Below are 25,600 nucleotides of genomic sequence, written 5' to 3' on the forward strand. Positions count from 1 at the left end.
GCTCACCGCACGCGTCAAGGGGGCGTCCATGCAGCAGACGGCGGCCGAGGAGCTGTCCCTCGCCGAACAGGCGTACCGCGCCGTACGCGACCAGCTCGTCCTGCTCGCGATCCGGCCCGGCGCGCCCATCAACGAGGAGCAGTTGGCGCAGTCCCTCGGGGTCGGCCGCACGCCGCTGCGCGAGGCGCTCAAGCGGCTCCAGTACGAGCGGCTCATCACGACGTACCCCCGGCGCGGGACCTTCGCCACGGACGTCAACATCACCGACCTCGCGCACGTCTCCGAGGTTCGCCAGGAACTGGAGCCCCTGGCCGCCGCGCGGGCCGCCCGCCGGGCCACCCCCGCCGACCGGGCCGTACTCACCGGGCTGCGGGGCGAGTTGGAGAGCGCGGACACCCGCCGCCGGGGCGCGACCGACCTCCTGCGCCTCGACCTCCAGGTGCACCGCGCCGTCTACGCCGCGACCGGCAACCCCTACCTGGAGGACACCCTCGTCCAGTACGACAACCTCGCCACCCGCATCTGGTGCCTCTTCATCGACCGGCTCCCCGACATGGCGGGCCACGTCGGCGAACACGGACCACTGATCGAGGCGATCGTGACGGGCGAGGCGGACCGGGCGCGGGAGCTGGCGCGCAGGCATGTGGAGGGGTTCGAGAAGGCGGTGCGGGGGGTGATCTGAGCGCGGACGGCGGACGCGGGGGCGAGGTTCGTACGACCCGGCATCGCCACCCGGCGCAGCCGGAGCGCACCGAGGCTCGCGCGGACGCCCCGGCGGGACACGCCGAGTCGCGTCGCGCGGGGCGCTTCCCTGACGTGGTCGCCGGAGCGCGGACCGCCCGCGAGGACGGCTTCGCGCAGGGCGTCCACGGCAGGGCCGACCGGCGTCGCCGGGTGCGCGCTGCGCTTCGGGGGTGGGGCCTGGTGCCAGCCGGGGGTGTCCGTCCGAGCCGGCAGCGACCACGGACGCCCGCCTCGCCCGGACCATGGGGCGGGTTCACGGGGACCGGGTACGGGCGGGACCTCTCGCGGACGAAGCACGTGACGCACAACAGGGGGCACTGACACCCTGGTTGGGGGTGACCGCTGGGCGGATCACCCCCGTACAGGGTCACGTCGTCCGTGGCGCCGGCGGTCTCGTGATCGCCGTCAGGGTCACCGCCGCGAGCGTCACCGCGCCGACCGTGACGAACGCCGTGGTGTAGCCGTCACTCGCGAGGTGAGCGGTCGTGAGGGGACCGATGACACCGGCCAGGCTCCAGGAGACGAGCATCGGACCGTAGACGGCGCCGATGTGGGCGACGCCGAAGAAGTCACCGGCAGTCGCGGGCATCGTCCCGAACCCGCCCCCGTTCGCGAGGCTGACCGCGCAGACGAGGACGGCGAAGAGCGCGGGGTCGTGGGCCCAGGGCAGGGCGAGGAGCGCGAGGCCCTGGATGACGAGGAGGACGGCGAACGTCCGCATGCGGCCCGCCCGTTCGGAGATCGCACCGGCCAGCGGACGGCCCACGCCGTTGAAGACCCCGGCCGCCGCGGTGAGCGCCGCCGCGGACCCGGCGTCGTACCCGGAGATGGCGTGCGCGGCCGGAGCGAGCACGCTGACGAGGCTGGTGCCCGCGAGAGAGCTGGCCAGCAGGATCGTCGCGAGGAGGTACCACTCGCGGCTGCGCAGCGCCTCGCGCGCGGTGAAGGAGGGCCGTACGCCGCGGCCGACCACGACGGACGCGGACGCGGGCGGGTTCACGAACAGCCACGCCGCCGGCAGGGTCATCGCCGCGCAGAGCAGGCCCATCGGCAGGAACGCCTGGGTGGGCACGGTCTCGTAGCGGTGGACGAGGGCCGCGAGCACCGGCGCGCTGAGCACCGGCCCGAGGCCGAAGCCGCCGACGCTGATGCCGGTGATCAGCCCCCGCTTGTCGGGGAACCAGCGCTGGAGCAGGGCGGTCGGGACGATGTACCCGATGCCGAGCCCGACGCCGGAGACGACGCCGTAACAGAGGATCAGGACCCACAGGTCGGCCGCGTCCCGGGCCGCCGAGCAGGCGATGATCCCGGCCGAGTAGATCCCCGCCCCGATCATCGCCGTGACCCGCGAACCGTGCCGCTCCTGGAGCCGTCCGCCGCACCAGGTCCCGACGAACACCATCCCGACGGCGACGCTGAACGGCAGTGTGGCCCGCGTCGCGTCGAACGCGAACGTCGAGCCGGGTTCCCTCAGCGCCCGCGCGAACACGCTCCACGAATAGACGGACCCCAGGGCGAGTTGGAACACCACCGCCGCCACGGCGACCCAGATCCGGTGCCTCTTGCGGGTACGGCGCATCAGCACCGGCATCGACACGGAGACCACCACACGCCGGGCGGCGTCCGGCCGTACGTACCTCTGTCCCTCACGGGACCTGTCGATCACAGACTTCACAACCAGCCACCTCGGCATAGCGGACGAACGTTTCGGCTCCGCAGTGGATCACCGGCGGTGGCGCGTGTTCCGCACGGCACACGGGGAGTTCACTCAACGGGGTCGCGGTCCGGGCATCCGGCAGGAGGGGTCGTAACCGACGGGCCGGAGCATCGTTCAGGACAAGCCGCAGCCCTCAAGGAGCCACCTGCACGCTCACGCACCCGCACCGACCGGCTGGAGAACCGGCCGCGGCCCCGAGCCTCGCCTAGCTTGGCCCCATGGAGAACGCGAACCCGCTGCGCCGGGTCCCCCTCGACCGGCTTCGGCGTCGTACGAGCATGAAGTGGCGGACGTATCCGCAAGATGTCCTGCCCTTGTGGGTCGCCGAGATGGACGTCGATCTCGCGGAGCCGGTCGCGCGGGCCCTCGTGGACGCGGTCGCGCTCGGGGACACCGGGTACCCGGCGGGGACGGCGTACGCCGAGGCGCTGGCCGGGTTCGCGGGGAAGCGGTGGGGGTGGGAGGGGCTCGCGGTGGAACGTACGGCGATCGTGCCGGACGTGATGCTGGGGGTCGTCGAGATGCTGAAGCTGGTGTCGGGCCCGGGGGACCGAGTCGTCGTCAACTCCCCTGTGTACACGCCGTTCTACCAGTTCGTCAGCAACATGGACCGGGTGGTCGTCGAGGCCCCGCTCGGCGCGAACGGCCGGATGGACCTCGCCGTGCTGGAGGAGACGTTCGGCCGGGTCGCGGCGCAGGGCGGCCGGCCCGCGTACCTGCTGTGCAGCCCGCACAACCCGACGGGTACGTTGCACACGGCCGAGGAGCTGGCCGCGGTGGCGGCGCTGGCGTCGCGGTACGGCGTGCGGGTCGTGGCGGACGAGATCCACGCGCCGGTCGTCGCGGCGGGGGCGGCGTTCGTGCCGTATCTCAGTGTCCCCGGCGCGCAGAGCGGGCTGTCGCTGATGTCCGCGTCGAAGGCGTGGAACCTCGCCGGACTCAAGGCGGCCGTCGCCGTCGCCGGACCTGACGCGGGGGACGATCTCGCGCGGCTGCCCGAGGAGGTCAGCCACGGTCCCAGCCACCTCGGCGTCATCGCGCACACCGCCGCGCTGCGGGACGGCGGGGACTGGCTCGACGCGGTCCTCGCGGGGCTCGACGAGAACCGGCGCCTCCTCGCCGGGCTCCTGGCACGGCACCTTCCCGCCGTGCGGTACACCCCGGCGCAGGCGACGTACCTGGCCTGGCTGGACTGCCGCGCGCTGAACCTCGGCGACGACCCGGCGGACGTCTTCCTCCGACGCGGACGGGTGGCCCTCAACTCCGGCCCCACCTTCGGCACCGGCGGCGCTGGCTTCGTCCGGATGAACCTGGCGACGTCCCCGGAGAACGTGGCGGAGGGGGTACGGAGGATGGCGGCGGCACTCGACTGACCGCCGGGACCGGCGTTCCCCGTCCACCGCGACCGACAACACCGACACCCCGGGAAATGTCCGGAAACCGACGGCCCCACGCCCCAACCTTTCCCCCACCCCCGTGGTCCCACCTGGCACGGACACCCGCCCGAGAGGAGCCACCCACCCATGAAACGCTGGGCCACCGCACTGGCCACGACCACGCTGGTGCTCACGGGAACCGGCCTCGCCCCGGCCGCCGTCGCCGCTCCACGCTCCGCTGCCGTCTGCGAGACGGGCTGGGGCAGCGACACGAAGGCCGCGCCGGGCTCGATCGCGACGGTCGGCGCCCTCACGGACGTACGGACGGGCCGCCACGACTGCTACGACCGGATCGTTCTCGACATCCCCGGGATGACGACCGCCGATCCCGCCGCGTACTGGGTCCAGTACGTCCCGAGCTTCTCCCATCCCCCGTCCCAGACCGGCATTCCGGTCACCGGCGGGGCCATCATCGAGGTCGAGTTCACGGCTCCGGTGGACACGGCCCGCTATCCCGTACGCCTCGCGGCCCCGCTCCCCGGTCTCGACCTCACCTCTTACCGGACCTTCCGCGACGCCAAGTTCGGCGGCACCTACGACAACGGGACCCATATCGGCCTCGGGGTCCGCGCCCGGCTGCCGTTCAGAGTGCTGGTCCTGCCCGACCGGCTCGTGGTGGATGTCGCTCATACCTGGTGATCGTTCCGAGTGCCGGAAACGGTTCACACCGATTTCGGATCACACCTTTTCCGGCACCCGCCACGCCCCCAGCCCCCGCCACGACCCCGGCCCCCACCACGCCCAGCAAGGTTGACACGTCACCCGCTGAACTTGCCCGCGTTCTCCGCCAGCCACGCGTCGAAGCTCCGCAGCTCCGGGTTGATCTCCCGCAGCCGGGCCAGATCCCGCGCGCCCGTGAACTCGCGGTCGAAGTCGCCGTAGTACTGGAACATGTTGCCGATCTCGTCCCCGGCGGGGATCCCGAGGGAGCGGAACACGTCGTACGGCACCGACTGGAACCGCACCGGCTCGCCGTACACGCCGGACAGCTTCTCGGCGTACTGCGCGCCCGTGAGGTGGTCGCCCGCGAGGCCGACGGTCTCGCCGATGTACCGCTCGCCGCCCTTGATCAGGGCGAACCCGGTGCGGCCGATGTCCTCGACGTCGACGCCGGCCAGGAGTTTGCCGTCCTCCAGCGGGAGGGTCAGGGTCAGGACGCCGTCGTCACCGCGCTGGGGGGCGAACGAGCCGAGGAAGCCCTGGAAGTAGTACGTGGTGTTGAGGAAGGTCGTCGGCACGCCCGCCTCGGTGAAGAGCCGGTTGCCCGCCCCCTTCGCGTCGAAGTGCGGGACGTTGTAGGAACCCTGGAGGACCGGCATCCGCCCGTCCGTCAGCGGCAGCAGCTCGCGAGTGTCCTCCAGCGTCGACCAGACGACGTGCCGCAGCCCCGCGGCCCGCGCGGACCGGACCAGCACCTCGATCTCGGCGGTCTCCTTCTCCGCCGACATGTGCGCCCAGAAGTTGGTGACGAGGAACGCGCCGTACGCGCCCTCGAACGCCGCGCGGACGCTCGCCTCGTCGGTGAAGTCCGCCCGTACGACCTCGGCGCCCAGTCCGGCGAGTTCCCTGGCGGCGGGCGCTTCGGGGTCACGGGTGAGCGCGCGGACGGTGAAGCCGGACTCCGGGTCCGCGAGGACCGCGCGGGCGAACCCGCCGCCCTGCGCACCCGTGGCTCCGGCGACCGCGATGACCTTCTTGCCGTTCATGGTGCTCCTCCGAAAGGCCGTGGTTGACGCTTCAACCAGAACCCTAGAACCATCAAGGTGACGCGTCAACCAGATCGAGGACATGAGGGAACCCCCGACACCTGATCGGGTTGCCTTCAGCGGTTGCGGGACGCCCCCGGAAGCGGCGCCTGAAGATCCGCGAGAAGCTCCGCCTGCCCCGCGAGAACACCGGAGAGAATCGCGCGGGCGACCCGCAGCAGCTCGGCGATACGCGGGTCCGTCAGCGAGTAATGGACGGTCGACCCCTCTTTACGGGTCACCACGAGATTCGCCCGCCGCAACACGGCGAGCTGCTGGGACAGATGCGCGGGCTCGATCCCGACCTCGGGCAGCATCTCCGCGACAGAGTGCTCACGCTCGCTGAGGAGTTCGAGCACACGGATACGGGCGGGATGCCCGAGCGTCTTGAAGAACTCGGCCTTCAGCTGGTACAGCGGCGTACTCACCGTCCCGCCACCTCTCGCATCCGCCCGTTCGCCACGAACCTGCATGGTAACAACCTCGAAGGCCGCCGAATCCGGCGAACGCCGACGACGAGAGGAGATCACCGATGACATGGCCACGGGTCGACGGGATGCGGACGCTGGAGCTGGGCACCCCGGGCGACATGCGGGTACGGCTCAACTCCCTGGCCCTGTCCGGCCGCAAGACCACGACGACGGGCCTGTTCGACGACTACGGCAAGGAGGGCGAGTCCTTGGAGACCGTCGGCGAGCGCCTCGCTCTCGTGGACACCGACGGCCACCGGGTCGGCACCGTCGAGATCACCGCCGTGGCCGTCATGCCCTTCGCCGAGGTCTCCTGGGACCACGCCGCCGCCGAGGGCGAGGGGGACGCGGACCTGGCGGAGTGGCGGGCGGGGCACCACGGCTACTGGGAGCGGGCGGGTACACCGGTCGACGACGGGACGCACGTCGTGTGCCTGGCCTTCCGGCTGGTGGACGCCCCGCAGGACACCCCTCCGGCATCGGCCGCAAAATAATTCCGGCACCGATGTCGAGAACCCGTACCCCGCTCCGTCCCAGTAGTGAACGCGGCCACGATGGGCCGCACAAGTCGAGGAGAACGTCATGGCCAAGTACCTGTTGCTCAAGCACTACCGGGGCGCGCCTGCGGCGGTCAACGATGTGCCGATGGAGCGGTGGACGCCCGAGGAGGTCTCGGCGCACATGCAGTACATGCGGGACTTCGCGGAGCGGCTGGTGGAGAGCGGGGAGTACGTCGACGGGCAGGCGCTGGCGCCCGAGGGGACGTGGGTGCAGTACGGCGGGGAGGGGCAGGCGCCCGTGACGGACGGGCCGTTCGCCGAGACCAAGGATCTGATCGCCGGGTGGATGGTGATCGACGTGGACACGTACGAGCGGGCCGTCGAGCTCGCCGGGGAACTGTCCGCGGCACCCGGCGCCGGCGGGAAGCCGATCCACGAGTGGCTGGAGCTGCGGCCCTTCCTCTCCGCGGCGCCGAACGTCACGGACTGCCACGCCGGTGGATGACGCACTGCTCAGGGGCCTCACCCCGGGTGTCTTGACGGTCCTCGTCCGCCGCGGAGCAGACTTCGCGGCGGCCGAGGACGCCGTCCAGGACGCCCTCGTGGAGGCGGTCCGCGTATGGCCCGGGGAGCCGCCGAGGGACCCGAAGGGCTGGCTGGTCACCGTGGCCTGGCGGAAGTTCCTCGACCAGTCCCGCGCGGACACGGCACGCCGCCGCCGCGAGGACCGGGTGGAGGAGGAGCCTCCGCCCGGCCCCGCCCCGGCCGTGGACGACACGCTCCAGCTGTACTTCCTGTGCGCGCACCCCTCGCTGACCCCGTCCTCGGCGGTCGCGCTCACCCTGCGCGCGGTCGGCGGGCTGACCACCCGGCAGATCGCCCGGGCGTACCTCGTCCCCGAGGCGACGATGGCGCAGCGGATCAGCCGGGCCAAGCGGACGGTCTCGGACGTCCGGTTCGACCGGCCCGGCGACGTCGCGACGGTCCTGCGCGTCCTGTACCTGGTCTTCAACGAGGGCTACACCGGCGAAGGCGACGTCGACCTCGCCGCCGAGGCGATCCGCCTCACCCGGCAGCTCGCCACCGCGATCGACCACCCCGAGGTCGCGGGCCTGCTCGCCCTGATGCTGCTGCACCACGCCCGCCGTACGGCCCGTACGGCCCCGGACGGCAGCCTGGTCCCGCTCGCCGAACAGGACCGGACGCGCTGGGACACCGTCCTCATCACCGAGGGCGTGGACATCCTCCAAAAGGCCCTCGCCCGCGACAAGTTGGGGGAGTTCCAGGCACAGGCGGCCATCGCGGCGCTGCACGCCGACGCGCCCACCGCCGGGGAGACGGACTGGGTGCAGATCGTGGAGTGGTACGACGAACTCGCGGGCCTCACGGACAGTCCCGTCGTCCGTCTCAACCGCGCGGTGGCGGTCGGCGAGGCGGACGGGCCCCGCGCGGGTCTGGCCGCCCTCGCGGCCGTGGACGCCTCGCTCCCCCGTCACACGGCGGTGGCGGCCCACCTGCACGAACGCGCGGGCGACCTGACGACGGCGGCCCGCCTGTACGCGGAGGCCGCCCACCAGGCCCCGAACCTCGCGGAGCGTGACCACCTGACCCGCCAGGCGGCCCGCCTCAACACGCGCGGCGCGAACTGAGCGCTCACAAAAGGGAGTTCAGTCCCGCAGCACCAGGTCGAGCAGCCCCGGGAAGCTCGCGTCGAACTCCTCCCTGCGCAGCCGGTTGACCCGCCGGGGCCCCTCGTCCCGCTGCTCGACCAGCCCCGCCGCGCGCAACACGGAGAAGTGGTGGCTGAGCGCGGCCTTGCCGACGGGTACGTCGAAGCTGCCGCAACTGCGCGTCCAGACAGGGGAACCGGCGAGTTCGCGCAGGAGCCGGATGCGGACGGGGTCGGCCACGGCGGACAGGGCCGTGAGCACGGGGACGTCCTCGGGGTGCGTGTGGACGGGCGCGGCGCGGTGGCTCGCGCCCGGGGGCTGGTCGGGCATGTGCCTCCTGTCGGCGGGGTCCCGGCCGGTTGCCGAGTGTTCGATGGATATCTTACAGTCCGAGTGTTCGCTTCTGATTGAACACTCGCCCGGACCGAGCCCCGTCAGCCTGCCCCGAAGGACGTGTCACCCATGCGCGCAATCGAGTTCCACGAGACCGGCGCCCCCGAGGTCCTGAAGCTCGTCGACGCCGAGACCCCCGAACCGGCCCCCGGCCAGGTCACCATCGACGTCGCCTACGCCGGTGTGAACTTCGCCGACGTCAAGGCCCGCGCCGAGGGCTACCGCGTCGAGACGCTGCCCTTCCGCCCGGGTCTCGACGTCTCCGGCCGCATCCGGGCGGTCGGCGAGGGCGTCACCGGCCTCACCCCGGGCCAGGAGGTCGCCGCGTTCCTCCCGGGCGGCGGCTACGCCGAGGTCGTCCGCGCCGAGGCCGGCGCCACGGTCCCGCTCCCCGAGGGCCTCGACCTGCGCACAGCGGCGACGCTCCCCACCGTCCTGCCCACCGCGCACGCCCTCCTCCACGAGGTCGGCCGCCTGCGCACCGGCGAGACGGTCCTCGTGCACGGCGCGGCGGGCGGCGTCGGCACGGTCGTGGGCCGGCTCGCGCGGGCGGCGGGCGCGGGCGCGGTGTACGGCGTGGCCTCCACCCCGGCGAAGGCGGAGTACGCGCTGAAGCACGGGTACGACGAGGTGTTCACGCCGGACACGTTCGCGACGGACGTCCGCCGCGCCACCGACGGCAAGGGCGTCGACCTGATCCTCGACCCGGTCGGCGGCGAGACCCTCCGGCGCGGCCTCGACGCCCTCGCGCTGTACGGCCGCCTGGTCTCCTACGGCAACGCGTCCGGCGCCGCGCCGTGGCAGGCCGGCGTGCCCGAGCTGGGCGCGCAGGGGCGTTCCGTGTCGGCGTTCACGCTCCTCGGCCTGGCCCAGTCCGCGCCGGCCGAGCTGCGCGCGCTCACGGAACGGGCGTACGCGAAGGTGCTCGACGGCACGGTGTCCCTGCCGGTGACCGGGGAGTTCCCGCTGGCGGAGGCGGCCGAGGCACACCGGCTGCTGGGCGGACGGACGTCGACGGGGAAGCTGCTGCTGCGGGTCGCCGGATAGCGGCACGCCAGGTCAGGACTCGCCCGAACTCCCGGCGGTGGCGGCACATTTCAAAGAAGATCGAAGCTTTTCCCGCTCAGGTCGACCCATGTCACAGTGCTCCTCGAAACGACCGCCGCCACCGGAGGAACGATGAAGAACGTCGTCAAGGCCCTGACCCTGACCGCCGCCACCGCCGCCTGCCTCACGCTCGCCGCCGGACCGGCCTCGGCCGCCGCCATGGTCACCACCTACGAGGCCGTCAACGTCCGTGACCAACCCGACTCCCACAGCCACAAGGAGGACGTCTACCCGGCCAACTTCACCGTCCTCGGCCTCTGCTGGCAGTGGGGCGAGTCGATCACGGACAACGGCTACACCAATGACGTCTGGATCAGCACCGGCAGGAAGGGCGAGCGCTACTCGTACTGGATCAGCGCCGTCTACCTCAAGGGCGACAAGTACGCCGACATGGTCTGGGAGGACAACTGCGGCAACCGCTGACTCCGGGGGTGACCGTCAGGCCGCGAGCCGGGTCGCCGCCCCGAGCAGCGCGTCGACCTCCCCCTCCGTCGTGGCGAAGGACGTGACGAGCCGTACGACCCCCTGTCCCCACCGGTCGCGGTAGAAGACGAACCCTTCCGCGAGGAGTCCGTCGATCACCTCTTGGGGCAGCCGGGCGAAGAGGATGTTCGCGTCGGCCGCCCCGAGCAGCTCGACTCCCGGGATCGCCTTGAGCCCCTCCTGGAGGCGGGCGGCCATCGCGTTGGCGTGGGCCGCGTTGCGCAGCCAGAGTCCGTCGGCGAGGTAGGCGTCCAACTGGGCGGCCTGGAAGCGCATCTTGGCGGTGAGCTGCCCGGCGCGCTTGCCCCGGAAGGAGAGTTCGGCGGTGAGGGAGCGGTCGAACACCACGATCGCGTCGGCCGTCATCGTGCCGTTCTTGGTCGCGCCGAAGGACAGGACGTCGACCCCGGCGCGCCACGTCAGCTCGGCGGGCGTGCAGTTGAGGGAGGCGACGGCGCCGGCGAATCTCGCGCCGTCCATGTGCACCCGCAGCCCGGCGTCCTTGGCGATCGCCCCCAACTCCCGTACCTCGTCGAGGGTGTAGACCGCCCCGGACTCGGTGGCCTGCGTGACGCTGACGACGGACGGCTCGACGCTGTGCACGTCACCCGTCTTGTGGCGGACGGCCGTTCGCAGTTCGGCGGGGTCGATCTTGGCGTCGGCGCCGCCGAGGGAAACAAGTTTGGCGCCCGCCGTGTAGAACTCGGGCGCCCCGCACTCGTCGTTGTTGATGTGGCTCTCGCGGTGGCACAGGACGCTGCCCCAGGGCGGGGTGAGGGTGGCGAGGCTCAGCGCGTTGGCGGCGGTGCCGGTGGAGACGAACAGAACGTCGACGTCGTGCTCGAAGAGATCGGCGAGCCGGCGCCGTACGGAGGCGGAGTGGTCGTCGGCGCCGTACGGGAGAGCGGAGCCGGAGGCGGCTCGGGTCATCGCCTCGACTATCTCGGGCGGGGCGGCGGCGGTGTTGTCGCTGCTGAAGATCATGGGCGGGGCTCCTTGACGGCGTGGATCAGACGGCGGAGGGCGTCGTGGTAGACGTCGTGGTCGGTGACGGCGGGGACGATCTCGGCCAGGTGGGCGGTGAGGACGGGGAACGCGTCGGGGTCGAGCGCGGCCAGCGCGCGGCGGGTGGTGGCGCGGGCGGCGGCGGGGTCGCGGTGGTCGACGAAGCCGGCGCTGCCGAGGGTGAGGAGGTACAGGGACCGGTACGCCGTGATCGCCTCGGTGGGGGTCATCCCGGCGGCGAGGCTGTCGGCGAGCTGGGGTTCGGTGAGGCGGGCCAGCAGGTTCGGGCCGAGCCAGGGGCGGGTGCCGCGCAGGGCGAGGAGGCCGGGGTGGGCGACGAGGAGCCGGTAGAGGGCGGTGAACCGGGTCTCGGTCACGCTCTCCCAGTCGCCGGCCGCCTCCGGGAGCTGGGCCGCGAGGTGGTCGAGGCACAGGTCGAGGAGTCCGGCGAGGTCGGTGCAGCGGCGCTGGAGGGAGGCGAGCGAGATGTCGAGCCGGGCGGCGAGGGCCCGGAAGGTGAGCGACTCGGGTCCGCCCTCGTCGACCAGCCGGAGGGCGGTCTCGGCGATGCGGGCCGGGGTCGCGCGGTCCAGGGAGGGCGAGGTCCGAGGCATACGGGTCAGCGTACGGTACGGCGTATCGGTGGAACAAGCACGCCCCGCGCCGGGAAGTTCAGCCCTCCGTGGACCGCACCCCGTTCAGGAACAGGTCCAGGAACCGGTCCCGCGTCCCCGTCGCGCTCACCCCCCGCTTGTGCGAGATGTGCGAGCTGAAGTTGGTCAGCGCGGCGGCGAAGGACTCCGCGGCGACCGAGCGGTCGAGCCCCGGCCGCAGCTCCCCGCGCCGCTCGGCGTCGTACAGCGCGTCCTCGATGACCGCGAGCGGCTGGTCCACGCAGTCGCGCAGGAAGGTGGCGTACAGCTCGGGGAAGTCGGGGAACTCGAAGGAGCACCGGAAGACGATGAGCCACTGGGGGCTCTCCAGGGTCTCGGCCATCTTGTCGTACAGGATGCCGAGGTCCTGTTCGAGGCTGCCGGTGCGGGGCGGGCGGATGCGGCCGGAGAGGCTGCTGAGCGCCGCGAGGACCAGTTCGTCGCGTTCCGGCCAGCGGGAGTAGAGCGTGCGCTTGGCGACCTTGGCGCGGGCGGCCACGGAGTTGGTGCGGAAGCCCGCGACGCCGGCCTCGGCGAGTTCGTCGACGGCCGCTTGCAGGATGCGTTCGTCGGCGCCGGGGTCACGGGGCCGGCCCGGTCTCGCGGCGGGCGGTGACGTGGTGGCCATGGGTGCCCCTTCCGGCGGTGCTCGGTTCCAGTCTTACAGGTGGCATGTTTCATGACCGAAACGGTTTCGTATTCATCAATGTCCGCGATAGCGTGGAGTCCGGGACACCAAGTGAGGGGACGGTGGCCATGACCGGACACCCGACGACCGCAGCGCCGCGCTCACGCCGCAGCCGGATCAGCCCGCAGCGCGAGGCCGAGTTGTACGACACCGTCCTGGACCTCCTGCGCGAGGTCGGGTACGAGGGGCTCACGATGGAGGCGGTCGCCACCCGCACCCGGTGCAGCAAGGCGACCCTCTACCGCCAGTGGGCGGGCAAGCCGGAACTGGTCGCGAAGGCGCTGCGCCACCAGAAGCCGGTCACGCTGGCCGACATCGACACCGGCTCCCTGCGCGGCGACTTCATGACCCTGATCGACCAGATCGACGACCACCGCATGGCCGAGGACACCGCGCTGATCCGGGGTCTGGCCTACGCGGTGCACGCACACCCGGAACTCCTGGCGGCGCTGCGCCGTCTGCTGGTCGACCCCGAGGTGTCCGGCCTCGACACGCTGCTCGGCAGGGCGGTCGAGCGCGGGGAGGTCCACCCGGACACCCCCGCGCTCGCCTTCGTCGCGCATCTGATGGTGGGCGCGCTGGTCACCCGCCCCCTGATCGAGGGGACCCCGGCGGACGCGGACTTCCTGCGCCGGTACATCGACTCGGCGCTGTTCCCCGCGCTGGGACTGTGAGCGCCGGGGCCGTGACTCAGCCGAGCCTCTCGTTGAGCAGCGCGGCGAGCGGCGCGGAGGACGCCGGGTTCTGCCCGGTCAGGACGTTGCGGTCGGTCACGGTGTACGGCGCCCACGGCGCACCGGACTCGACCCGCAGCCCCGCCTCGATGAGCCGGTCCACCAGCAGCCACTTCGCCTTGTCGGCGAACCCGCCGATGCGCTCCTCCTCGTTGGTGAAGGCGGCGACCCGGTACCCGGCGAACGCGTTGGTGCCGTCGTCCTTCACGGCCGCGAGCAGCGCCGCCGGACCGTGGCAGACGACGGCGACCGGCATCCCGCTGCCGACCGCGCTGGTGAGCAGCGCGCCGGAGTCGGTGTCGACGGCGAGGTCCTCCATCGGACCGTGCCCGCCGGGGACGTACACGGCGTCGTAGTCCTGAAGGCGTACGTCGGTGAGGGCGATGGGCTCGCGCAGGCCGGTCGCCTTCTCCAGGGCCTCCTTGATCTCGTCGGAGTCGAGGCTGCTCCGGTCGACCGGGGAGAGGGCGCCGCCGGGGGTGGCGACGGTGACCTCGTGGCCGGCGGCCTGGAACGCCTCGTAGGGGACGACCGCTTCCTCGGCCCAGAAGCCGGTGGGGTGGGTCGTGCCGTCGGCCAGGGTCCACTGGTCGGCGGCGGTCATCAGGAACAGGATCTTCGCCATGGTGCGCTCCTCGGCGTGGGGAATGTACCGACGAGACTAGTTGCAATCACCACCGATGCACCAACGGAGCCGTGTCCGTGAGGTCACCCCTGCGCGTTGCGGCACATGTCCTCGGTGAGCGGGCGCCCGGTGGGCCAGGCGACCGCCTGGAACGCGAGGGTGCCCTTGCCGGTCCTCCCGGCGGCGGGCGGGACGAGGCGGACGACGGCGACCGCCTTGTCGTACGGCGTCCCGTCGCTCTTCAGGCAGATCCAGCCGCTCGCGCCCTCCACCTTGGACTGGCCGCGCAGCCGCCGCCAGGTCTCCTTGATGTCGGCGAGCGTGTCCCACAGGGGGCGTTCGCCGCCCGGCAGGGCCTCCTCCAGTGCGCGCAGGCGGTGTTCGAGGCGCTGGAGGTCCGCCAGCGCGGGGCCGTCCGTGTGGCCGGTGCCGAGGGGGTCGTACAGGGTGGTGGCCGCCATCAGGCCGTACGTGAAGCGGGGGAAGTCGACGCGGTCGAAGTTCGGTACGTCCACGCCGAGTTCGCGCACCAGCCCGCCGAGCGCCGCGAGCGGGCGGGAGGTCAGGGGGGTGGCCTGGTCGGGGGGCGGGGCCATGCCGATCGGCTGGGCGCCGGGCATCGGCCACTTCGCGACGTGCAGGCGGCCCGCATGGGCGTCGTGCAGCTGTTCGCAGACGGCCGTCCTGCCCGTGCCGCGTCCGCCGTACACGGTGATCACCGGGCGCCGCGCGGCTGTCCGGACGCGGCTCCCGTACCGCGCGGCCCCAGGCCCACGGTCTCGGGGACGAACGTGTCGACGAGTTGCTCGTACCCGTGGAGTACACGGTGCGCCATCCATACCCCCGTGAGATGTGCGCACCGTGGGGCGACCCCTGAGTTCGCGTCAATTCTCCCTCCATACGGGGATGTTGGCGCCGTTGTCGCTTCACCGGGGTGGAAGAGCGGCGTGCACGCCTGTCTGGGGCCGCGCGGTGGGGGCGCCGGTGTATCCGGGGATCGGGTTCCGGGCGAACTCGCCGATCTCGTTCTGGGCGCTCAGCTCAGGCTGAGTTCCGGGCGGTACATCTCCAGCCAGAGGGCCAGGTCGAGGGCGCGTTCCAGGCCGCGTCGCTCGGCCTGGCCGCTCACGGAGTCGGTGCGGTGCGCGATCTCGTGGAGGCGGGACCTGTCGACGAGGCCGAAGACCGGGTGGGAGGTGTTCGCGAGGAGGTCCTTGGCCTGGGCGCGCAGGGCGGTCGCGTACGCCGGGTCCTGGGTGGAGGGGTAGGGGCTCTTGACCCTGTCGTACACGGACTTGGGCAGGAGGTCGGCGGTCGCCTCGCGCAGGAGGCTCTTCTCGCGGCCGTCGAAGGACTTGAGGGACCAGGGGGTGTTGTAGACGTACTCGACGAGGCGGTGGTCGCAGAACGGGACGCGGACTTCGAGGCCGACGGCCATGCTCGCGCGGTCCTTGCGGTCGAGGAGGATGCGGACGAAGCGGGTGAGGTGGAGGTGGGACATGCGGCGCATGCCGTACTCGAAGTCGCTCTCGCCGTCGAGGCGTTGGATGCCCTTGACCGCGCCCCGGTGGCTGTCGGCCACGTAGCTGTCGAGGTCCAGGGCGGTGAGCAGGGCGGGGTCCAGGGTCTCGGCGTCCTGGCCGAAGTGGCGGCCGAAGCTGACCAGCCAGGGGAAGGTGGTGCCCTTGCGGGCCTCCTCGTCGAAGAACTGGAGGTAGCCGCCGAAGACCTCGTCCGCCGACTCGCCGGAGAGGGCCACCGTGGACTCGCGGCGGATCGCCTTGAACAGCAGGTACAGGGAGGCGTCCATGTCGCCGAACCCCGCGGGCAGGTCGCGGGCCCTGATGACCTTCGCGCGGATCTCCGGGTCGGCGAGGGACTGCGGGTCCAGGACGATGTCCTGGTGTTCGGTGTGCGCGGTGCGGGCCACGTCGTGCACGAACGGGGTGTCGGGGGTGCCGCGCAGGTCGTCCGCGACGAAGTGGTCCGCCTGGCCGACGAAGTCGACGGCGAAACTGCGCACCTTCTCGCCGTGCTCGCCGAGTTGGCGTGCGGCCAGCGCCGTCATCGCGGAGGAGTCCAGGCCGCCGGAGAGGAGCGTGCAGCGGGGGACGTCGGCGACGAGCTGGCGGCGGACGATGTCGTCGAGGAGTTCCCTGACCGTCGCGATCGTGGTGGCCTTGTCGTCGGTGTGCTCCTCCGTCTCCAGCTCCCAGTACACACGCCGGCGCAGGCCCTCACGGTCCACGGTGACGACCGTTCCCGGCTCCACCTCCGCCATGCCGTCCCACACCGCGTGGCCCGGCGTCTTCACCATCGTCAGCAGTTCCCGCATGCCGTCGAGCGTGACGCGGCGGCGGGCCAGGGGGTTCGCGAGGATCGCCTTGGGTTCCGAGCCGAAGAGGACGCCGTCCGGGGTGGGGTAGTAGTAGAAGGGCTTGATGCCCATGCGGTCCCTGATCATCACGAGCTTGCTGCGGCGGCCGTCCCAGACGGCGAACGCGTACATGCCGTTGAGGCGTTCGGCGACCTCGTCGCCCCACTCCAGGTAGCCGTGCAGGACGACTTCGGTGTCCGAGTCGGTCGTGAACCGGTGTCCCCTGGCCTCCAGTTCGCGGCGCAGCTCGGTGAAGTTGTACGCCTCGCCGGAGTACACCATCGCGACGGTCCCGTGCGCCGTCGGGAAGGTCATCGGCTGCCGTCCACCGGGCAGGTCGATGATGGCGAGCCTGCGGTGCCCCAGCCCCGCGGGCCCCTCCGCCCACACTCCCCGGTCGTCCGGTCCCCGGCACTCCATCGTCTCCGTCATCGCATCCAATACAGCGCCCTCGTCCCGCAGTTCACGGTCGAAGGAGACCCAGCCGGCGATGCCACACATAACGTCCTCCACTCCACGCCCCTTTCCGGGCACCCCGTCTCACCAGCGCGGAAGCACGCCGGAAGCACACCCGTCGAGGGAACAAGTTGTAACCACCACTCACTTCCGAGCCTGCGCCGCGCGTGACCTCCGGTCAACATCACCGTAATAAAGATGCCTTGGGTAACCATCTGCTTTCGGACGGACTTTGCCGGGGCCAGACCTACGACTGAGCACACCGCCTTGACCACACCCACCGGGAACCGGCCACAGGCAAAAACTTCCCCACCGAAAGTGGAATCCGCCGTGGATCGAGGAGGAAACCGGGCGAACATCATCAAGGCCCAGCATCTTGGAACACATGGGAGTGGATCCGATGTCCGACCAGTTCGACAGATCGCCAGAAAGCGCCGGTGAGGGTTCTGGTACGCCGGGGACATCAGGCCGCTGGGGAAAGACGATCGCCTCTGTTGCCGCGCTCGGAGGGTTCGGCGGTCTCGCTCTGTTCCTGCCCGTACTGGGAGACACGTTCGGCTGGGGTGCCGATGGCGGGCAGTCCAAAGAGGCGGTCGTGACGTCGGGGCCGAGTGGTTCATCCGCCACCACGCGCGGTGGGCTGCCGGAATCCTCCGTCACGATCAGATATCCCGCGGTCCGTGGGGACGAACAGGTCGAGATCGGCCTCTGCCAGGAGTTCAGGGGAAGCTCACAACTGGCTGACGGCTACCGGCTGTGGATCGCCGGACAAGCCGTGGGCGAAGACGACTACGTCCTCTTCGGCGAGGCAACCGTGTCCGCCACCACCGGCAACTGGACCCACACCGTTCAGGTGGGCAACGAAGAGCAGAAGGGCCTGGTCTTCGAGATTCTCGCGGTCCCGGTACCGAAAACCGTCTCCGACTATCTGCTCAACGCCACCGACTATCAGGGCCGCCATCTGGCCCCCCACGGTGACGAATCTCCGGAAATCGGGCTGCGCGACACGGCTCTCCCACCGGACTCCGACACACGTCACAGCGACAGCATCAAGGTACGGCGGAGCAGCGCATCGCGGCCGTGCTGAACCGCAGTCGGCTCGCGTGACCGGCTCCCCGGCGTACGCTCGGTCCGCCGTCTGCCCGGCGGCGCGATCGGCGTCTCGGCCACACCCGAAGCCGGTCCCCCAGCCCCGAATCCCCGGAGTCCCGTGCCCCTCCCCCTCGAAGACCGCCTCGCCATCCACGAGTTGATCGCGCTGCACGGCCACCTGGTCGACGACGGTGACCTCCACCGTCTCGACGAGCTGCTCACCCCCGACGCCGTGTACGACCTCAGCGACTTCGGCCGTCCTGCGCTGACCGGTATCGACGCCTTCCGCGAAGCCGCTCTCGCGCTGGGACCGGCCAATCCGGTCGCCCATCACGTCACCAACGTCGTCATCGTCGCCTCGGACGCCGACAGCGCCCAGGTCCGTTCGAAGGGCCTGGGCGTGATGACCGACGGGTCCTGTGGGTCGGTGAGTTATGACGACACGGTGGTTCGTACGCCGGGTGGCTGGCGGATCAGCCGGCGGCGCATGGCGGTTCGCCGGGTTCCTCTGAACGGTGCCGGCTGACAGCTCACGCCGCGTTCCTCTCCACCGCCTCCACCACGTTCGCCAGCAGCATCGCCCGCGTCATCGGCCCCGCTCCCCGTGGGGTGCAGGGAAGCGGTGCCACGGCGCCCAGGACCAGGCCGCCGAGGTTAACGGGGTGGAGGCCGTCCGCGTCCTTCGACGGGGCCATGCGTTCCAGTACGGCGTTCGCGTCCAGGTGCGCGGGCAGCGGGAGTTGGACGATGTACCCCGTGCACGCGGGGTCGGCGTCGAGCCGGTCCACCGCCTCCTCCACCTGCGCTTGCGTCGCGTCCGCCGGAAGGTCGACCCGGATCGACGCGATGCCGACCTGGGCGCAGTCCCGGTGCTTGCCGGCGACGTACGCCCGGCTGCCGGGATCGTCGCCGACGAGGACCGTACCGAGGCCGGGCGGCGGGGCGCCGGTGGCGGTCGGCTTGGCCACCCGGTCGGCGAGTTCGCTGCGGAGTGCGGCGGCGGTCGCCTTGCCGTCGAGCAGGCGCGCCGCCATCGCGTTCCCCCTCAGCCCCGCAGCCGGGACATGGTCGGATCGAACAACGGCTCCTCGGCGACCACGGCCTCCACCCGCCGGTCGAAGTAGCCGATGCGCAACTCCGTGCCGGGCACGGCGAGTTCGGCGGGGAGCCAGGCGTACGCGATGCCCTTGCCGATCGTGTAGCCGTACGCGGCGCTGGTCACGTACCCGACGGCGCGCTCCCCGTCGTACACGGGCTCCTTGCCGAGGACGACGTCGTACGGATCGTCGATGGTCAGGCAGGTCAGCTTCCGTCGCACAGAGGTCTTTCGGCGTTCCAGCGCCGCCTTGCCGATGAAGTCGCCCTTGTCGAGCTTGACGGCGAAGCCGACGCCCGCCTCGTAGGGGTCGTGCTCGTAGGTCATGTCGGTGCCGAAGGAGCGGTAACCCTTCTCCAGGCGGAGGCTGTTGAAGGCGCCACGGCCCGCGATGACGCCGCCGAGGGGTTCGGCCGCGCGGCGCAGCGTGTCCCAGAGTTTCAGGCCGAGGTCGGCGGTCGTGTAGATCTCCCAGCCGAGTTCACCGACGTAGGACAGGCGCATGGCGGTCACCGGGACGCTGCCGATGTGGGCCTGCTTCGCGCGGAAGTACTTGAGGCCGTCGTTGCTGAAGTCGTCGTCGGTGAGGGGCTGGAGGACCTTGCGGGCGAGGGGTCCCCACAGGCCGACGCAGCAGGTCCCGGCGGTGATGTCGCGGACCTGGACGGTGCCGTCGGCGGGGAGGTGGCGGGTGAGCCAGTCGAGGTCGAGGTTGCCGTTGGCGCCGATCTGGAAGCGGTCCTGGGCGAGGCGGGCCACGGTGACGTCGCTGCGGATGCCGCCGTCGTGGTCGAGGAGCAGCGTGTAGGTCACCGAGCCGACCGACTTGGCGACCTTGCTGGTGGTCAGCGTCTCCAGGAACGCGCCCGCGCCGGGGCCGGTGACCTCCAGGCGCTTGAGCGCGGTCATGTCGTACATGGCGACGGTCTCGCGCGTGGCCTGCGCCTCGGCGCCGACGATCGGGGACCAGTACCGGGCCGCCCAGTCGTTGGGGACGGGGATGGAACGGCCTTCCAGGAGCGCGGAGTTGGCCTCGTACCAGTGCGGGCGTTCCCAGCCGTTCGCCTCCAGGAAGAACGCGCCGTGTTCCTCCTGCCTTTTATAAAACGGGCTGGTCCGGATCGGGCGCGGGTCGCCGGAGGGCTGGAGCGGGTGGAGGATGTCGTACACCTCGACGAAGTTCTGGCAGTCGCGGGCGAGGACGTACTCCGGGGTGAGCTGGTGCGGCTCGAAGCGGTTGACGTCGCACTCGTGGAGGTCGAACGAGGAGCAGTACCCGTCGACGAGCCACTCGGCCATCGCGCGGCCGACGCCCGCCGAGTGTGTCACCCACACCGCCTCGGCGACCCAGAACCCCTTGACGTCCCGCGACTCGCCCAACAACGGGAAGTTGTCGGTGGTGAAGGAGAACAGGCCGTTGATGCCCTCGTCGATCTTGGCGTCCTGCGTCGCGGGCAGCAGCGACCGTGTCTCGGTCCAGGCGTCGGCGAAGTCGTCCTCGGTGAACTCCAGGACGGACGGCATCGGTTGGTCGTCGTCGAAGGTGAGGATGTCGTCGGCGGAGACCGGCATGGGGCGGTGGCCGTAGTAGCCGATGCCGATGCCGTCGTACCGGTCGCGGTAGTAGAGGTCGGCGTCCTGGTGGCGCAGGATCGGCCGGACGGCCTCCTCGGTCTGCCCGGCGAGCGCGGGGACCGGGCCGGTCCAGGCGAGCTGGTGGGCGAGCGGGGTGAGGGGGAGGTTCATGCCCGCCATGCGGGCGATCTTCGGGCCCCAGATACCGGCGCAGCACACGACGATGTCGGCGTCGAGGTCGCCGTGGTCGGTGCGGACGCCGGTGACGCGGCCGGCGTCCTGGAGGATGTCGAGCACCTCGTGGCGGGGCAGGAAGCGCACGCCCTTCTCGGTGGCCCGGCGGATCTGGGCCTCGACGGCGAGGACGGCCTTGGCGAGGCCGTCGGTGGGGACGAGGAGGCCGCCGAGGACCCGGGAGCGGTCCAGCAGGGGGTGCTTGGCGACGCACGCGTCCGCGTCGATCAGCTCGGCGTCGACGCCCCACGCGGTGATCCAGCCGTGCCGGCGCTCCAGTTCGGTGAGGCGCTCGGGGGTGGTGGCGACTTCGAGGCCGCCGACCTGGAGGAAGCAGGGCTCGCCGTCCACGTCGAGGGAGCAGAACTTCTCCACCGTGTAGCGCGCCAGTTCGGTCATCGTTTTGGAGGAGTTGGTCTGGAAGACCAGCCCCGGGGCGTGCGAGCTGGAGCCCCCGGTGGCCGGCAGCGGACCCTGGTCGACCACCGTCACCTCGGTCCAGCCGCGCTGCGCGATCTCGTCCGCGAGCGCGGCGCCGACGACGCCTGCTCCGATGATGACCACTCGGGGTCCCGTCATCGCCGCACCTCCGCTTGAGTTGCTTCGTACGCAACGCACTTCAGGTTGCGCAACTCAATGTGCCCGGCGTGCAGGGGGGTGTCAAGAGGGCCGGAGGCGCCGGAGAACACCCCTTTTCCGCAACCAGAAAACGCCAATGCCCGGCAGGCGGAGCGCACTTGGGCACTCCGCCTGCCGGGCCTCACCGCAACGTCACTTGAGCCAGGCGTCGACCTTCCCCCGGTTCGCCTCGACCCACTTCTGCGCCGCCGCCTCCGGTGTCATCCGGTCCACCGCGATGTACTTGGCGACGATGTTCTGGTCGTCGTTGGTCCAGTTGAAGTTCTTCACCAGGTCGTAGGCGGGAGACCCGGACTTCGCGAACCGCGCGCTGACGATCTTGTCGAGGTCGTACACGGGATAGTCGCAGGCGATCTTCTCGGCGTTCGCGTCGCAACCGGTCTTGTACGCGGGGAGGCTGACCTTCACCAAGGGGACTTCCGTCATGAACCACTGCGGCTCGTAGAAGTAGCCGATCACCCATTCCTTGTTCTTCTCGGCCTTGCGGTACGCCTGGATGAGCGCGGTCTCGCTGCCCGCGTACACCACCTTGAAGTCCAGCTTGAGGTTCTTCACGAGCGCCTCGTCGTTGGTGACGTACGACGGGTCCCCGTCGAGGAGTTGGCCCTTGCCGCCCGACTCCGAGGTCTTGAAGTTGGCCGCGTACTTGTTGAGGTTCTCCCAGTTCGTGATGTCGGGGTGGGCCTTGGCGAGCCACGGCGGGACGTACCAGCCGATGACGCCCTTGTTGCCGGTGGAGCCCGCCGGGACGGCCGTCTTCTGGCCGCCGATGTACTTCGCCTTGAGGTCGTCGTGCCCCCAGTTCTCCAGGACGGCGTCCACCTCGCCGGTCCCGAAGCCCTGCCAGGCGATCTCCTCCTTGAGGTCCTTCTGGACGACCTTGCAGCCGAGGTCGTTGGCCGCAACGTACGCGACCACCGCCGCGTCGGCCTGGTAGCCGACCCAGGGGTTGACCGCGAGGTTGAAGGTGCCGCACGTGCCGTGGGTGCCCGCGGCGGGCGCCATGTCGCTGACCTTCGCCCAGCCGCACCCGGTGGTGAGGGTGAGGGAGAGCGCCAGGGCGCCGAGGCCGGCTCGCCTGTGAAGTGTCATCGGGTCGTCCTTTGCGCGGCGGCCTGCGTGATCCGGTCGAACATGACGCCGAGCAGCACGATCGCGAGCCCGGCGGCGAGCCCCTTGCCGTACAGCTGGCCCTGCGAGAACCCGGCGACGACGTCGTACCCGAGCGCGCCCGCGCCGACCAGGCCGCCGACGACGACCATCGACAGGACGTAGATCAGCCCCTGGTTGGTCGCGAGGGTCAACGCGCCGCGCGCCATGGGGAGCTGGACCTTGGTGACGAGCTGCCAGGTGCCCGCGCCGGCCGAGGTGGCCGCCTCCACGGTGGTCTCCGGGACGTTCCGTACGCCGTCCGCGATGATCTTGATGGCGACGGGGGCGGCGTACACCACGGCGGCGACGATCGCCGTGAACCGGGTCGCGCCGAACAGGGCGAGGAACGGCACCAGGTAGACGAACGGGGGCATGACCTGCGCCGCGTCCAGGGTCGGCCGCAGGACGCGGTCGGCCGTGCGGCTGCGGCCCATCCACACGCCGAAGACGATGCCGAGGAGCATCACCATGACGGTGGCGACGGCCGTCGAGGCGAGCGTCGTCATCGCGTCGGACCAAAGGCCCGTACCGATCAGGAGTCCGACGCAGACCGCCGCCGTGATCCCGGCGCGTACGCCGCCGAGGACCGTGCCGATCCCGGCGAGGGCGAGGCCGACGAGCCACCACGGGGAGTCGGTGAGGAGGGTCTGGAAGGGGTTGAGGAGACCGGTGGTGACGGCGTCGCGCAGGCCGTTGGTGAGGCCGGAGAGGTGGTCCTGCGCCCAGGTCGTCGCGGAGTCGGCGGCGCTCGCGATCTTCTCGCCGGTCTGTCCGCTGCCGGGGAACTGTGCGGCCCAGACATAGGTGTGGGAGAGGTAGATCATGAAGGCGACGCCCGCCGCGCCGGCCGCGAGGAGGTGGCGGCGCCATCTGAAGGAGGAGCGTCCCCGTTCGGCGGCGGCCGTGGTGACGCGGTCCAGGACGATCGCGAGGACGACGATCGCCAGGCCCGCGTTGAACGCCGTGCCGACGTCGAGGGATTGCAGTGCCTGGACGACGGTCTTGCCGAGGCCGGGCGCGTCGATGAGGGCGGCGATGGTGACCATGGCGAGCGCGGCCATGATGGTCTGGTTGACGCCCATCACGACCGTGCGGCGTGACATGGGGAGCAGGACCTTGCGCAGCGCCTGTCCCCTGGTCGCGCCGAGGGACTCGGCGGCCTCGACGGTCGTCGGGGGGACCGCGCGGATGGCGTGGGCGGTGATGCGGATCGCGGGCGGGGCCGCGTAGATGAGGGTGGCGATGGTCGCGGAGGCCGGGCCGATCAGGAAGAACAGGGTCAGCGGGGCCAGGTAGACGAAGGTCGGCATCGTCTGCATGAAGTCGAGGAACGGGGTCAGGATCCGGTTCACCCGGTCGGAGACCCCCGCCCACACGCCCAGCGGGATGCCGACCAGCAGGGCGAGGAGGACCGCCGAGAGGGTGAGCGCGAAGGTGTCCATGCTCTCCTGCCACAGACCTTGCAGTCCGAGGAAGGTGAAGCCGGCCGCCGCGAGGAGCGCGACGCGCCAGTTCCCGAAGGCCCAGGAGACGAGGGCGACGATCCCGACGACCCCGAACCAGCCGATCTGCGGGACGGGCCGGCCGTCCGTCGGCTGGGAGATCAACTCCTGGACGAACACGACGAGATGGTCGATCGCCGTGCGGATGTCGTTGAAGAAGTACTCGAACAGCGGGTTGGAGTCGCGGTTCGCGCCGATCGAGTCGTTGACGTCGTTGAACCAGCGGTGCAGGTCGGTGAGATCGGCCGCCGCGAGCGACAGGGTCTGCTCGCCCTTGAGGACGGCGAACAGGAGCAGCCACGCCGCGAGAATGGCCGCCACCAGCCGGGGCCGGGTGATCCTGCTTGCTGACGGTGCGTCAACTTCCGGTGGTCCGGCGGACTCTGTGGGTTTCTCCAGGACTGTCGTCATCGCCCGGCCACCACCGCGAGGATCTCCTCGTCCCCGACGATCCCGAGCAACTGCCCGTTCTCGACGACCTTCACGGGTTTCTCGGCGGCGAGCACGGCCCGCGTGGCCTCGCGTACGACGACGTCGGGGCCGAGTTCGGGGCCGTCGAGGGCGTCGTCGTCCCGCGCGGGGCGCATGATCCAGCGCAGGGTGAGGACGTCCCCGCGCGGCACGTCCCGCACGAACTCCTTGACGTAGTCGTCGGCCGGGGCGCCCACGAGTTCGTCGCCGGTGCCGCACTGGACCATCTTGCCGTCGCGCATGATGAGGATGCGGTCGCCCAGTTTGAGGGCCTCGGAGAGGTCGTGGGTGATGAACACCATGGTCTTGCCGACCTCGTGGTGCAGGCGGACGACCTCGCTCTGCATGTCGCGGCGGATCAGGGGGTCGAGCGCGGAGAACGGTTCGTCGAAGAAGAGGACCTCCGGGTCGCCCGCCAACGCCCGCGCGAGGCCCACGCGTTGCTGCATGCCGCCGGACAACTGGTCGGGATAGGAGTTCTCGTAGCCGGAGAGGCCGACCAACTCGACGACCTCCAGCGCCCGTTTCATCCGCTCGGCGCGGCCGGCTCCCCGGATCTCCAGGCCGAAGGCGACGTTGTCGACGACCTTGCGGTGCGGGAGGAGGCCGAAGTGCTGGAAGACCATGGAGAACTTGCGGCGGCGCAGCTCGCGCAGCCGGGCGGGGTCGGCGTCGCGGATGTTCTCGCCCTCGAAGACGATCTCGCCCGAGGTGGGTTCGATCAGCCGGGTGAGACAGCGCACCAGGGTGGACTTGCCGGAGCCGGACAGGCCCATGACGACGAAGACCTCGCCGGGGGCCACCTCGAAGCCGACGTCGCGCACGGCGGCCGTACAGCCGGTGCGGTCCATGAGTTCACGGCGGCCGAGGCCGCTCAGTTCCTCGGAGCCGGGGACCTTGTCGGCCTTCGGTCCGAACACCTTCCACAGGTCACGCACGGAGATGACCGGCGTACCGTCCGAGTCCTTGGGTGTGCCGCGCCGCTGGGGCACCTCGGTCTGTGTGGGGAGCACAGTCGGACCTCTTTTCAGGTGTC

General features: G+C 71.1%; 25 protein-coding genes and 1 pseudogene. 11 read left to right on the plus strand and 15 right to left on the minus strand.

Translation table 11 applies throughout. The features are described 5' to 3' along the window. The first annotated feature begins 28 nt into the window (after positions 1-28). Positions 29-682: a GntR family transcriptional regulator gene (locus tag ACQCO7_RS02650; protein WP_464070247.1), complete on the plus strand. Its 654-nt coding sequence runs from the start codon at positions 29-31 to the stop codon at positions 680-682. Positions 683-1,111: 429 nt separating this feature from the next. Here the strand turns inward: ACQCO7_RS02650 and ACQCO7_RS02655 are convergent, their stop codons facing one another. Continuing rightward, positions 1,112-2,419, minus strand: coding sequence for an OFA family MFS transporter (locus ACQCO7_RS02655; protein ID WP_464070248.1), 1,308 nt, complete (start codon positions 2,417-2,419; stop codon positions 1,112-1,114). 260 nt (positions 2,420-2,679) lie between these two features. On the opposite strand from ACQCO7_RS02655, the gene ACQCO7_RS02660 reads away from it, so the two are divergent. Further along, entirely contained in the window at positions 2,680-3,834 is a 1,155-nt protein-coding gene (locus ACQCO7_RS02660) for a MalY/PatB family protein (RefSeq protein ID WP_464070249.1), read from the plus strand. Positions 3,835-3,984: 150 nt separating this feature from the next. Then, on the plus strand, positions 3,985-4,536 hold the full coding sequence (locus ACQCO7_RS02665) for an AMIN-like domain-containing (lipo)protein (protein ID WP_464070250.1): 552 nt from the start codon (positions 3,985-3,987) through the stop codon (positions 4,534-4,536). A gap of 119 nt (positions 4,537-4,655) precedes the next feature. Here the strand turns inward: ACQCO7_RS02665 and ACQCO7_RS02670 are convergent, their stop codons facing one another. After that, positions 4,656-5,603: an NmrA/HSCARG family protein gene (locus ACQCO7_RS02670; RefSeq protein WP_464070251.1), complete on the minus strand. Its 948-nt coding sequence runs from the start codon at positions 5,601-5,603 to the stop codon at positions 4,656-4,658. A gap of 116 nt (positions 5,604-5,719) precedes the next feature. Next, the gene (locus ACQCO7_RS02675; protein ID WP_409112024.1) at positions 5,720-6,070 is read right to left on the minus strand and encodes an ArsR/SmtB family transcription factor; all 351 of its coding nucleotides are present in this window, start codon (positions 6,068-6,070) and stop codon (positions 5,720-5,722) included. Positions 6,071-6,174: 104 nt separating this feature from the next. On the opposite strand from ACQCO7_RS02675, the gene ACQCO7_RS02680 reads away from it, so the two are divergent. The 3 genes from ACQCO7_RS02680 (at position 6,175) to ACQCO7_RS02690 (ending at position 8,261) form a co-directional block, all read left to right on the plus strand. Continuing rightward, complete coding sequence (locus tag ACQCO7_RS02680) at positions 6,175-6,606, plus strand: ASCH domain-containing protein (protein WP_464070252.1); 432 nt, start codon at positions 6,175-6,177, stop codon at positions 6,604-6,606. A gap of 88 nt (positions 6,607-6,694) precedes the next feature. After that, entirely contained in the window at positions 6,695-7,117 is a 423-nt protein-coding gene (locus ACQCO7_RS02685; protein ID WP_010356153.1) for a YciI family protein, read from the plus strand. After that, a complete protein-coding gene (locus ACQCO7_RS02690; protein WP_464070253.1) occupies positions 7,110-8,261 on the plus strand; it encodes an RNA polymerase sigma factor in 1,152 nt (383 codons plus the stop codon). Before ACQCO7_RS02685 ends, ACQCO7_RS02690 begins: the two co-directional genes overlap by 8 nt. Positions 8,262-8,279: 18 nt before the next feature. Here ACQCO7_RS02690 and ACQCO7_RS02695 read toward each other — a convergent pair whose 3' ends face one another. Beyond that, positions 8,280-8,612, minus strand: coding sequence for an ArsR/SmtB family transcription factor (locus ACQCO7_RS02695; protein ID WP_059045261.1), 333 nt, complete (start codon positions 8,610-8,612; stop codon positions 8,280-8,282). A 132-nt stretch (positions 8,613-8,744) separates the two neighbouring features. On the opposite strand from ACQCO7_RS02695, the gene ACQCO7_RS02700 reads away from it, so the two are divergent. Then, complete coding sequence (locus ACQCO7_RS02700; protein ID WP_464070254.1) at positions 8,745-9,722, plus strand: quinone oxidoreductase family protein; 978 nt, start codon at positions 8,745-8,747, stop codon at positions 9,720-9,722. Positions 9,723-9,854: 132 nt separating this feature from the next. Further along, positions 9,855-10,205: an SH3 domain-containing protein gene (locus ACQCO7_RS02705; protein WP_464070255.1), complete on the plus strand. Its 351-nt coding sequence runs from the start codon at positions 9,855-9,857 to the stop codon at positions 10,203-10,205. Between the two features lie 15 nt (positions 10,206-10,220). On the opposite strand, the gene ACQCO7_RS02710 is transcribed toward ACQCO7_RS02705, so the two are convergent. From ACQCO7_RS02710 to ACQCO7_RS02720, 3 genes are read right to left on the minus strand one after another with little or no spacing between them, the layout of a single operon-like run. Then, positions 10,221-11,249: a threonine aldolase family protein gene (locus tag ACQCO7_RS02710; protein WP_464070256.1), complete on the minus strand. Its 1,029-nt coding sequence runs from the start codon at positions 11,247-11,249 to the stop codon at positions 10,221-10,223. Beyond that, the gene (locus tag ACQCO7_RS02715; protein ID WP_464070257.1) at positions 11,246-11,884 is read right to left on the minus strand and encodes a TetR/AcrR family transcriptional regulator; all 639 of its coding nucleotides are present in this window, start codon (positions 11,882-11,884) and stop codon (positions 11,246-11,248) included. The genes ACQCO7_RS02710 and ACQCO7_RS02715 overlap by 4 nt, the downstream gene beginning before the upstream one ends. Before the next feature lie 58 nt (positions 11,885-11,942). Then, positions 11,943-12,551, minus strand: coding sequence for a TetR/AcrR family transcriptional regulator (locus tag ACQCO7_RS02720; protein ID WP_464070258.1), 609 nt, complete (start codon positions 12,549-12,551; stop codon positions 11,943-11,945). Between the two features lie 128 nt (positions 12,552-12,679). On the opposite strand from ACQCO7_RS02720, the gene ACQCO7_RS02725 reads away from it, so the two are divergent. Then, complete coding sequence (locus ACQCO7_RS02725) at positions 12,680-13,285, plus strand: TetR/AcrR family transcriptional regulator (RefSeq protein ID WP_464070259.1); 606 nt, start codon at positions 12,680-12,682, stop codon at positions 13,283-13,285. Between the two features lie 16 nt (positions 13,286-13,301). On the opposite strand, the gene ACQCO7_RS02730 is transcribed toward ACQCO7_RS02725, so the two are convergent. The 3 genes from ACQCO7_RS02730 to asnB all read right to left on the minus strand — a co-directional run bounded on the left by ACQCO7_RS02730 (position 13,302) and on the right by asnB (position 16,848). Further along, positions 13,302-13,970, minus strand: coding sequence for a type 1 glutamine amidotransferase domain-containing protein (locus tag ACQCO7_RS02730; RefSeq protein ID WP_464070260.1), 669 nt, complete (start codon positions 13,968-13,970; stop codon positions 13,302-13,304). Positions 13,971-14,053: 83 nt separating this feature from the next. Further along, positions 14,054-14,680 carry a hypothetical protein gene (locus ACQCO7_RS02735; protein WP_464070261.1) on the minus strand — a complete coding sequence of 209 codons (627 nt, stop codon included), beginning with the start codon at positions 14,678-14,680 and terminating at the stop codon, positions 14,054-14,056. Between the two features lie 326 nt (positions 14,681-15,006). Beyond that, positions 15,007-16,848: an asparagine synthase (glutamine-hydrolyzing) gene (gene asnB, locus ACQCO7_RS02740; RefSeq protein WP_464070262.1), complete on the minus strand. Its 1,842-nt coding sequence runs from the start codon at positions 16,846-16,848 to the stop codon at positions 15,007-15,009. Between the two features lie 355 nt (positions 16,849-17,203). Between asnB and ACQCO7_RS02745 the strand changes: the two genes are divergently transcribed. Together ACQCO7_RS02745 and ACQCO7_RS02750 are read left to right on the plus strand one after the other, a co-directional pair. Next, positions 17,204-17,890, plus strand: a complete 687-nt coding sequence (locus tag ACQCO7_RS02745) for a hypothetical protein (RefSeq protein WP_464070263.1) — start codon at positions 17,204-17,206, stop codon at positions 17,888-17,890. 123 nt (positions 17,891-18,013) lie between these two features. Then, positions 18,014-18,421 (plus strand): nuclear transport factor 2 family protein, encoded by a 408-nt coding sequence (locus tag ACQCO7_RS02750; protein ID WP_464070264.1) that lies wholly within the window; start codon positions 18,014-18,016, stop codon positions 18,419-18,421. Between the two features lie 55 nt (positions 18,422-18,476). Here ACQCO7_RS02750 and ACQCO7_RS02755 read toward each other — a convergent pair. The 5 genes and pseudogenes from ACQCO7_RS02755 to ACQCO7_RS02775 form a co-directional block, all read right to left on the minus strand. Further along, positions 18,477-18,929, minus strand: a pseudogene (locus ACQCO7_RS02755) (tetrahydrofolate dehydrogenase/cyclohydrolase catalytic domain-containing protein); the annotation flags it as partial. A gap of 11 nt (positions 18,930-18,940) precedes the next feature. Beyond that, positions 18,941-21,379, minus strand: a complete 2,439-nt coding sequence (locus ACQCO7_RS02760; RefSeq protein ID WP_464070265.1) for a GcvT family protein — start codon at positions 21,377-21,379, stop codon at positions 18,941-18,943. 192 nt (positions 21,380-21,571) lie between these two features. Next, positions 21,572-22,531, minus strand: coding sequence for an ABC transporter substrate-binding protein (locus ACQCO7_RS02765; RefSeq protein ID WP_464070266.1), 960 nt, complete (start codon positions 22,529-22,531; stop codon positions 21,572-21,574). Beyond that, positions 22,528-24,504 carry an ABC transporter permease gene (locus ACQCO7_RS02770; protein ID WP_464070267.1) on the minus strand — a complete coding sequence of 659 codons (1,977 nt, stop codon included), beginning with the start codon at positions 24,502-24,504 and terminating at the stop codon, positions 22,528-22,530. Before ACQCO7_RS02770 ends, ACQCO7_RS02765 begins: the two co-directional genes overlap by 4 nt. After that, a complete protein-coding gene (locus tag ACQCO7_RS02775; RefSeq protein WP_010356173.1) occupies positions 24,501-25,577 on the minus strand; it encodes a quaternary amine ABC transporter ATP-binding protein in 1,077 nt (358 codons plus the stop codon). The genes ACQCO7_RS02770 and ACQCO7_RS02775 overlap by 4 nt, the downstream gene beginning before the upstream one ends. Positions 25,578-25,600 lie beyond the last annotated feature (23 nt).

The sequence above is a fragment of the Streptomyces saintjeani genome (assembly GCF_055409605.1).

What these genes read in the sequence shown, in the direction of transcription:
- ACQCO7_RS02705 (WP_464070255.1), top strand. Translation starts at nt 9,855, where the DNA reads ATGAAGAACGTCGTCAAGGCCCTGACCCTGACCGCCGCCACCGCCGCC.
- ACQCO7_RS02695 (WP_059045261.1), bottom strand. Translation starts at nt 8,612, where the DNA reads ATGCCCGACCAGCCCCCGGGCGCGAGCCACCGCGCCGCGCCCGTCCAC.
- ACQCO7_RS02730 (WP_464070260.1), bottom strand. Translation starts at nt 13,970, where the DNA reads ATGGCGAAGATCCTGTTCCTGATGACCGCCGCCGACCAGTGGACCCTG.
- ACQCO7_RS02700 (WP_464070254.1), top strand. Translation starts at nt 8,745, where the DNA reads ATGCGCGCAATCGAGTTCCACGAGACCGGCGCCCCCGAGGTCCTGAAG.
- ACQCO7_RS02650 (WP_464070247.1), top strand. Translation starts at nt 29, where the DNA reads ATGCAGCAGACGGCGGCCGAGGAGCTGTCCCTCGCCGAACAGGCGTAC.
- ACQCO7_RS02680 (WP_464070252.1), top strand. Translation starts at nt 6,175, where the DNA reads ATGACATGGCCACGGGTCGACGGGATGCGGACGCTGGAGCTGGGCACC.
- ACQCO7_RS02685 (WP_010356153.1), top strand. Translation starts at nt 6,695, where the DNA reads ATGGCCAAGTACCTGTTGCTCAAGCACTACCGGGGCGCGCCTGCGGCG.
- asnB (WP_464070262.1), bottom strand. Translation starts at nt 16,848, where the DNA reads ATGTGTGGCATCGCCGGCTGGGTCTCCTTCGACCGTGAACTGCGGGAC.
- ACQCO7_RS02725 (WP_464070259.1), top strand. Translation starts at nt 12,680, where the DNA reads ATGACCGGACACCCGACGACCGCAGCGCCGCGCTCACGCCGCAGCCGG.
- ACQCO7_RS02745 (WP_464070263.1), top strand. Translation starts at nt 17,204, where the DNA reads ATGTCCGACCAGTTCGACAGATCGCCAGAAAGCGCCGGTGAGGGTTCT.
- ACQCO7_RS02715 (WP_464070257.1), bottom strand. Translation starts at nt 11,884, where the DNA reads ATGCCTCGGACCTCGCCCTCCCTGGACCGCGCGACCCCGGCCCGCATC.
- ACQCO7_RS02760 (WP_464070265.1), bottom strand. Translation starts at nt 21,379, where the DNA reads ATGACGGGACCCCGAGTGGTCATCATCGGAGCAGGCGTCGTCGGCGCC.
- ACQCO7_RS02665 (WP_464070250.1), top strand. Translation starts at nt 3,985, where the DNA reads ATGAAACGCTGGGCCACCGCACTGGCCACGACCACGCTGGTGCTCACG.
- ACQCO7_RS02670 (WP_464070251.1), bottom strand. Translation starts at nt 5,603, where the DNA reads ATGAACGGCAAGAAGGTCATCGCGGTCGCCGGAGCCACGGGTGCGCAG.
- ACQCO7_RS02720 (WP_464070258.1), bottom strand. Translation starts at nt 12,551, where the DNA reads ATGGCCACCACGTCACCGCCCGCCGCGAGACCGGGCCGGCCCCGTGAC.
- ACQCO7_RS02660 (WP_464070249.1), top strand. Translation starts at nt 2,680, where the DNA reads ATGGAGAACGCGAACCCGCTGCGCCGGGTCCCCCTCGACCGGCTTCGG.
- ACQCO7_RS02770 (WP_464070267.1), bottom strand. Translation starts at nt 24,504, where the DNA reads ATGACGACAGTCCTGGAGAAACCCACAGAGTCCGCCGGACCACCGGAA.
- ACQCO7_RS02765 (WP_464070266.1), bottom strand. Translation starts at nt 22,531, where the DNA reads ATGACACTTCACAGGCGAGCCGGCCTCGGCGCCCTGGCGCTCTCCCTC.
- ACQCO7_RS02710 (WP_464070256.1), bottom strand. Translation starts at nt 11,249, where the DNA reads ATGATCTTCAGCAGCGACAACACCGCCGCCGCCCCGCCCGAGATAGTC.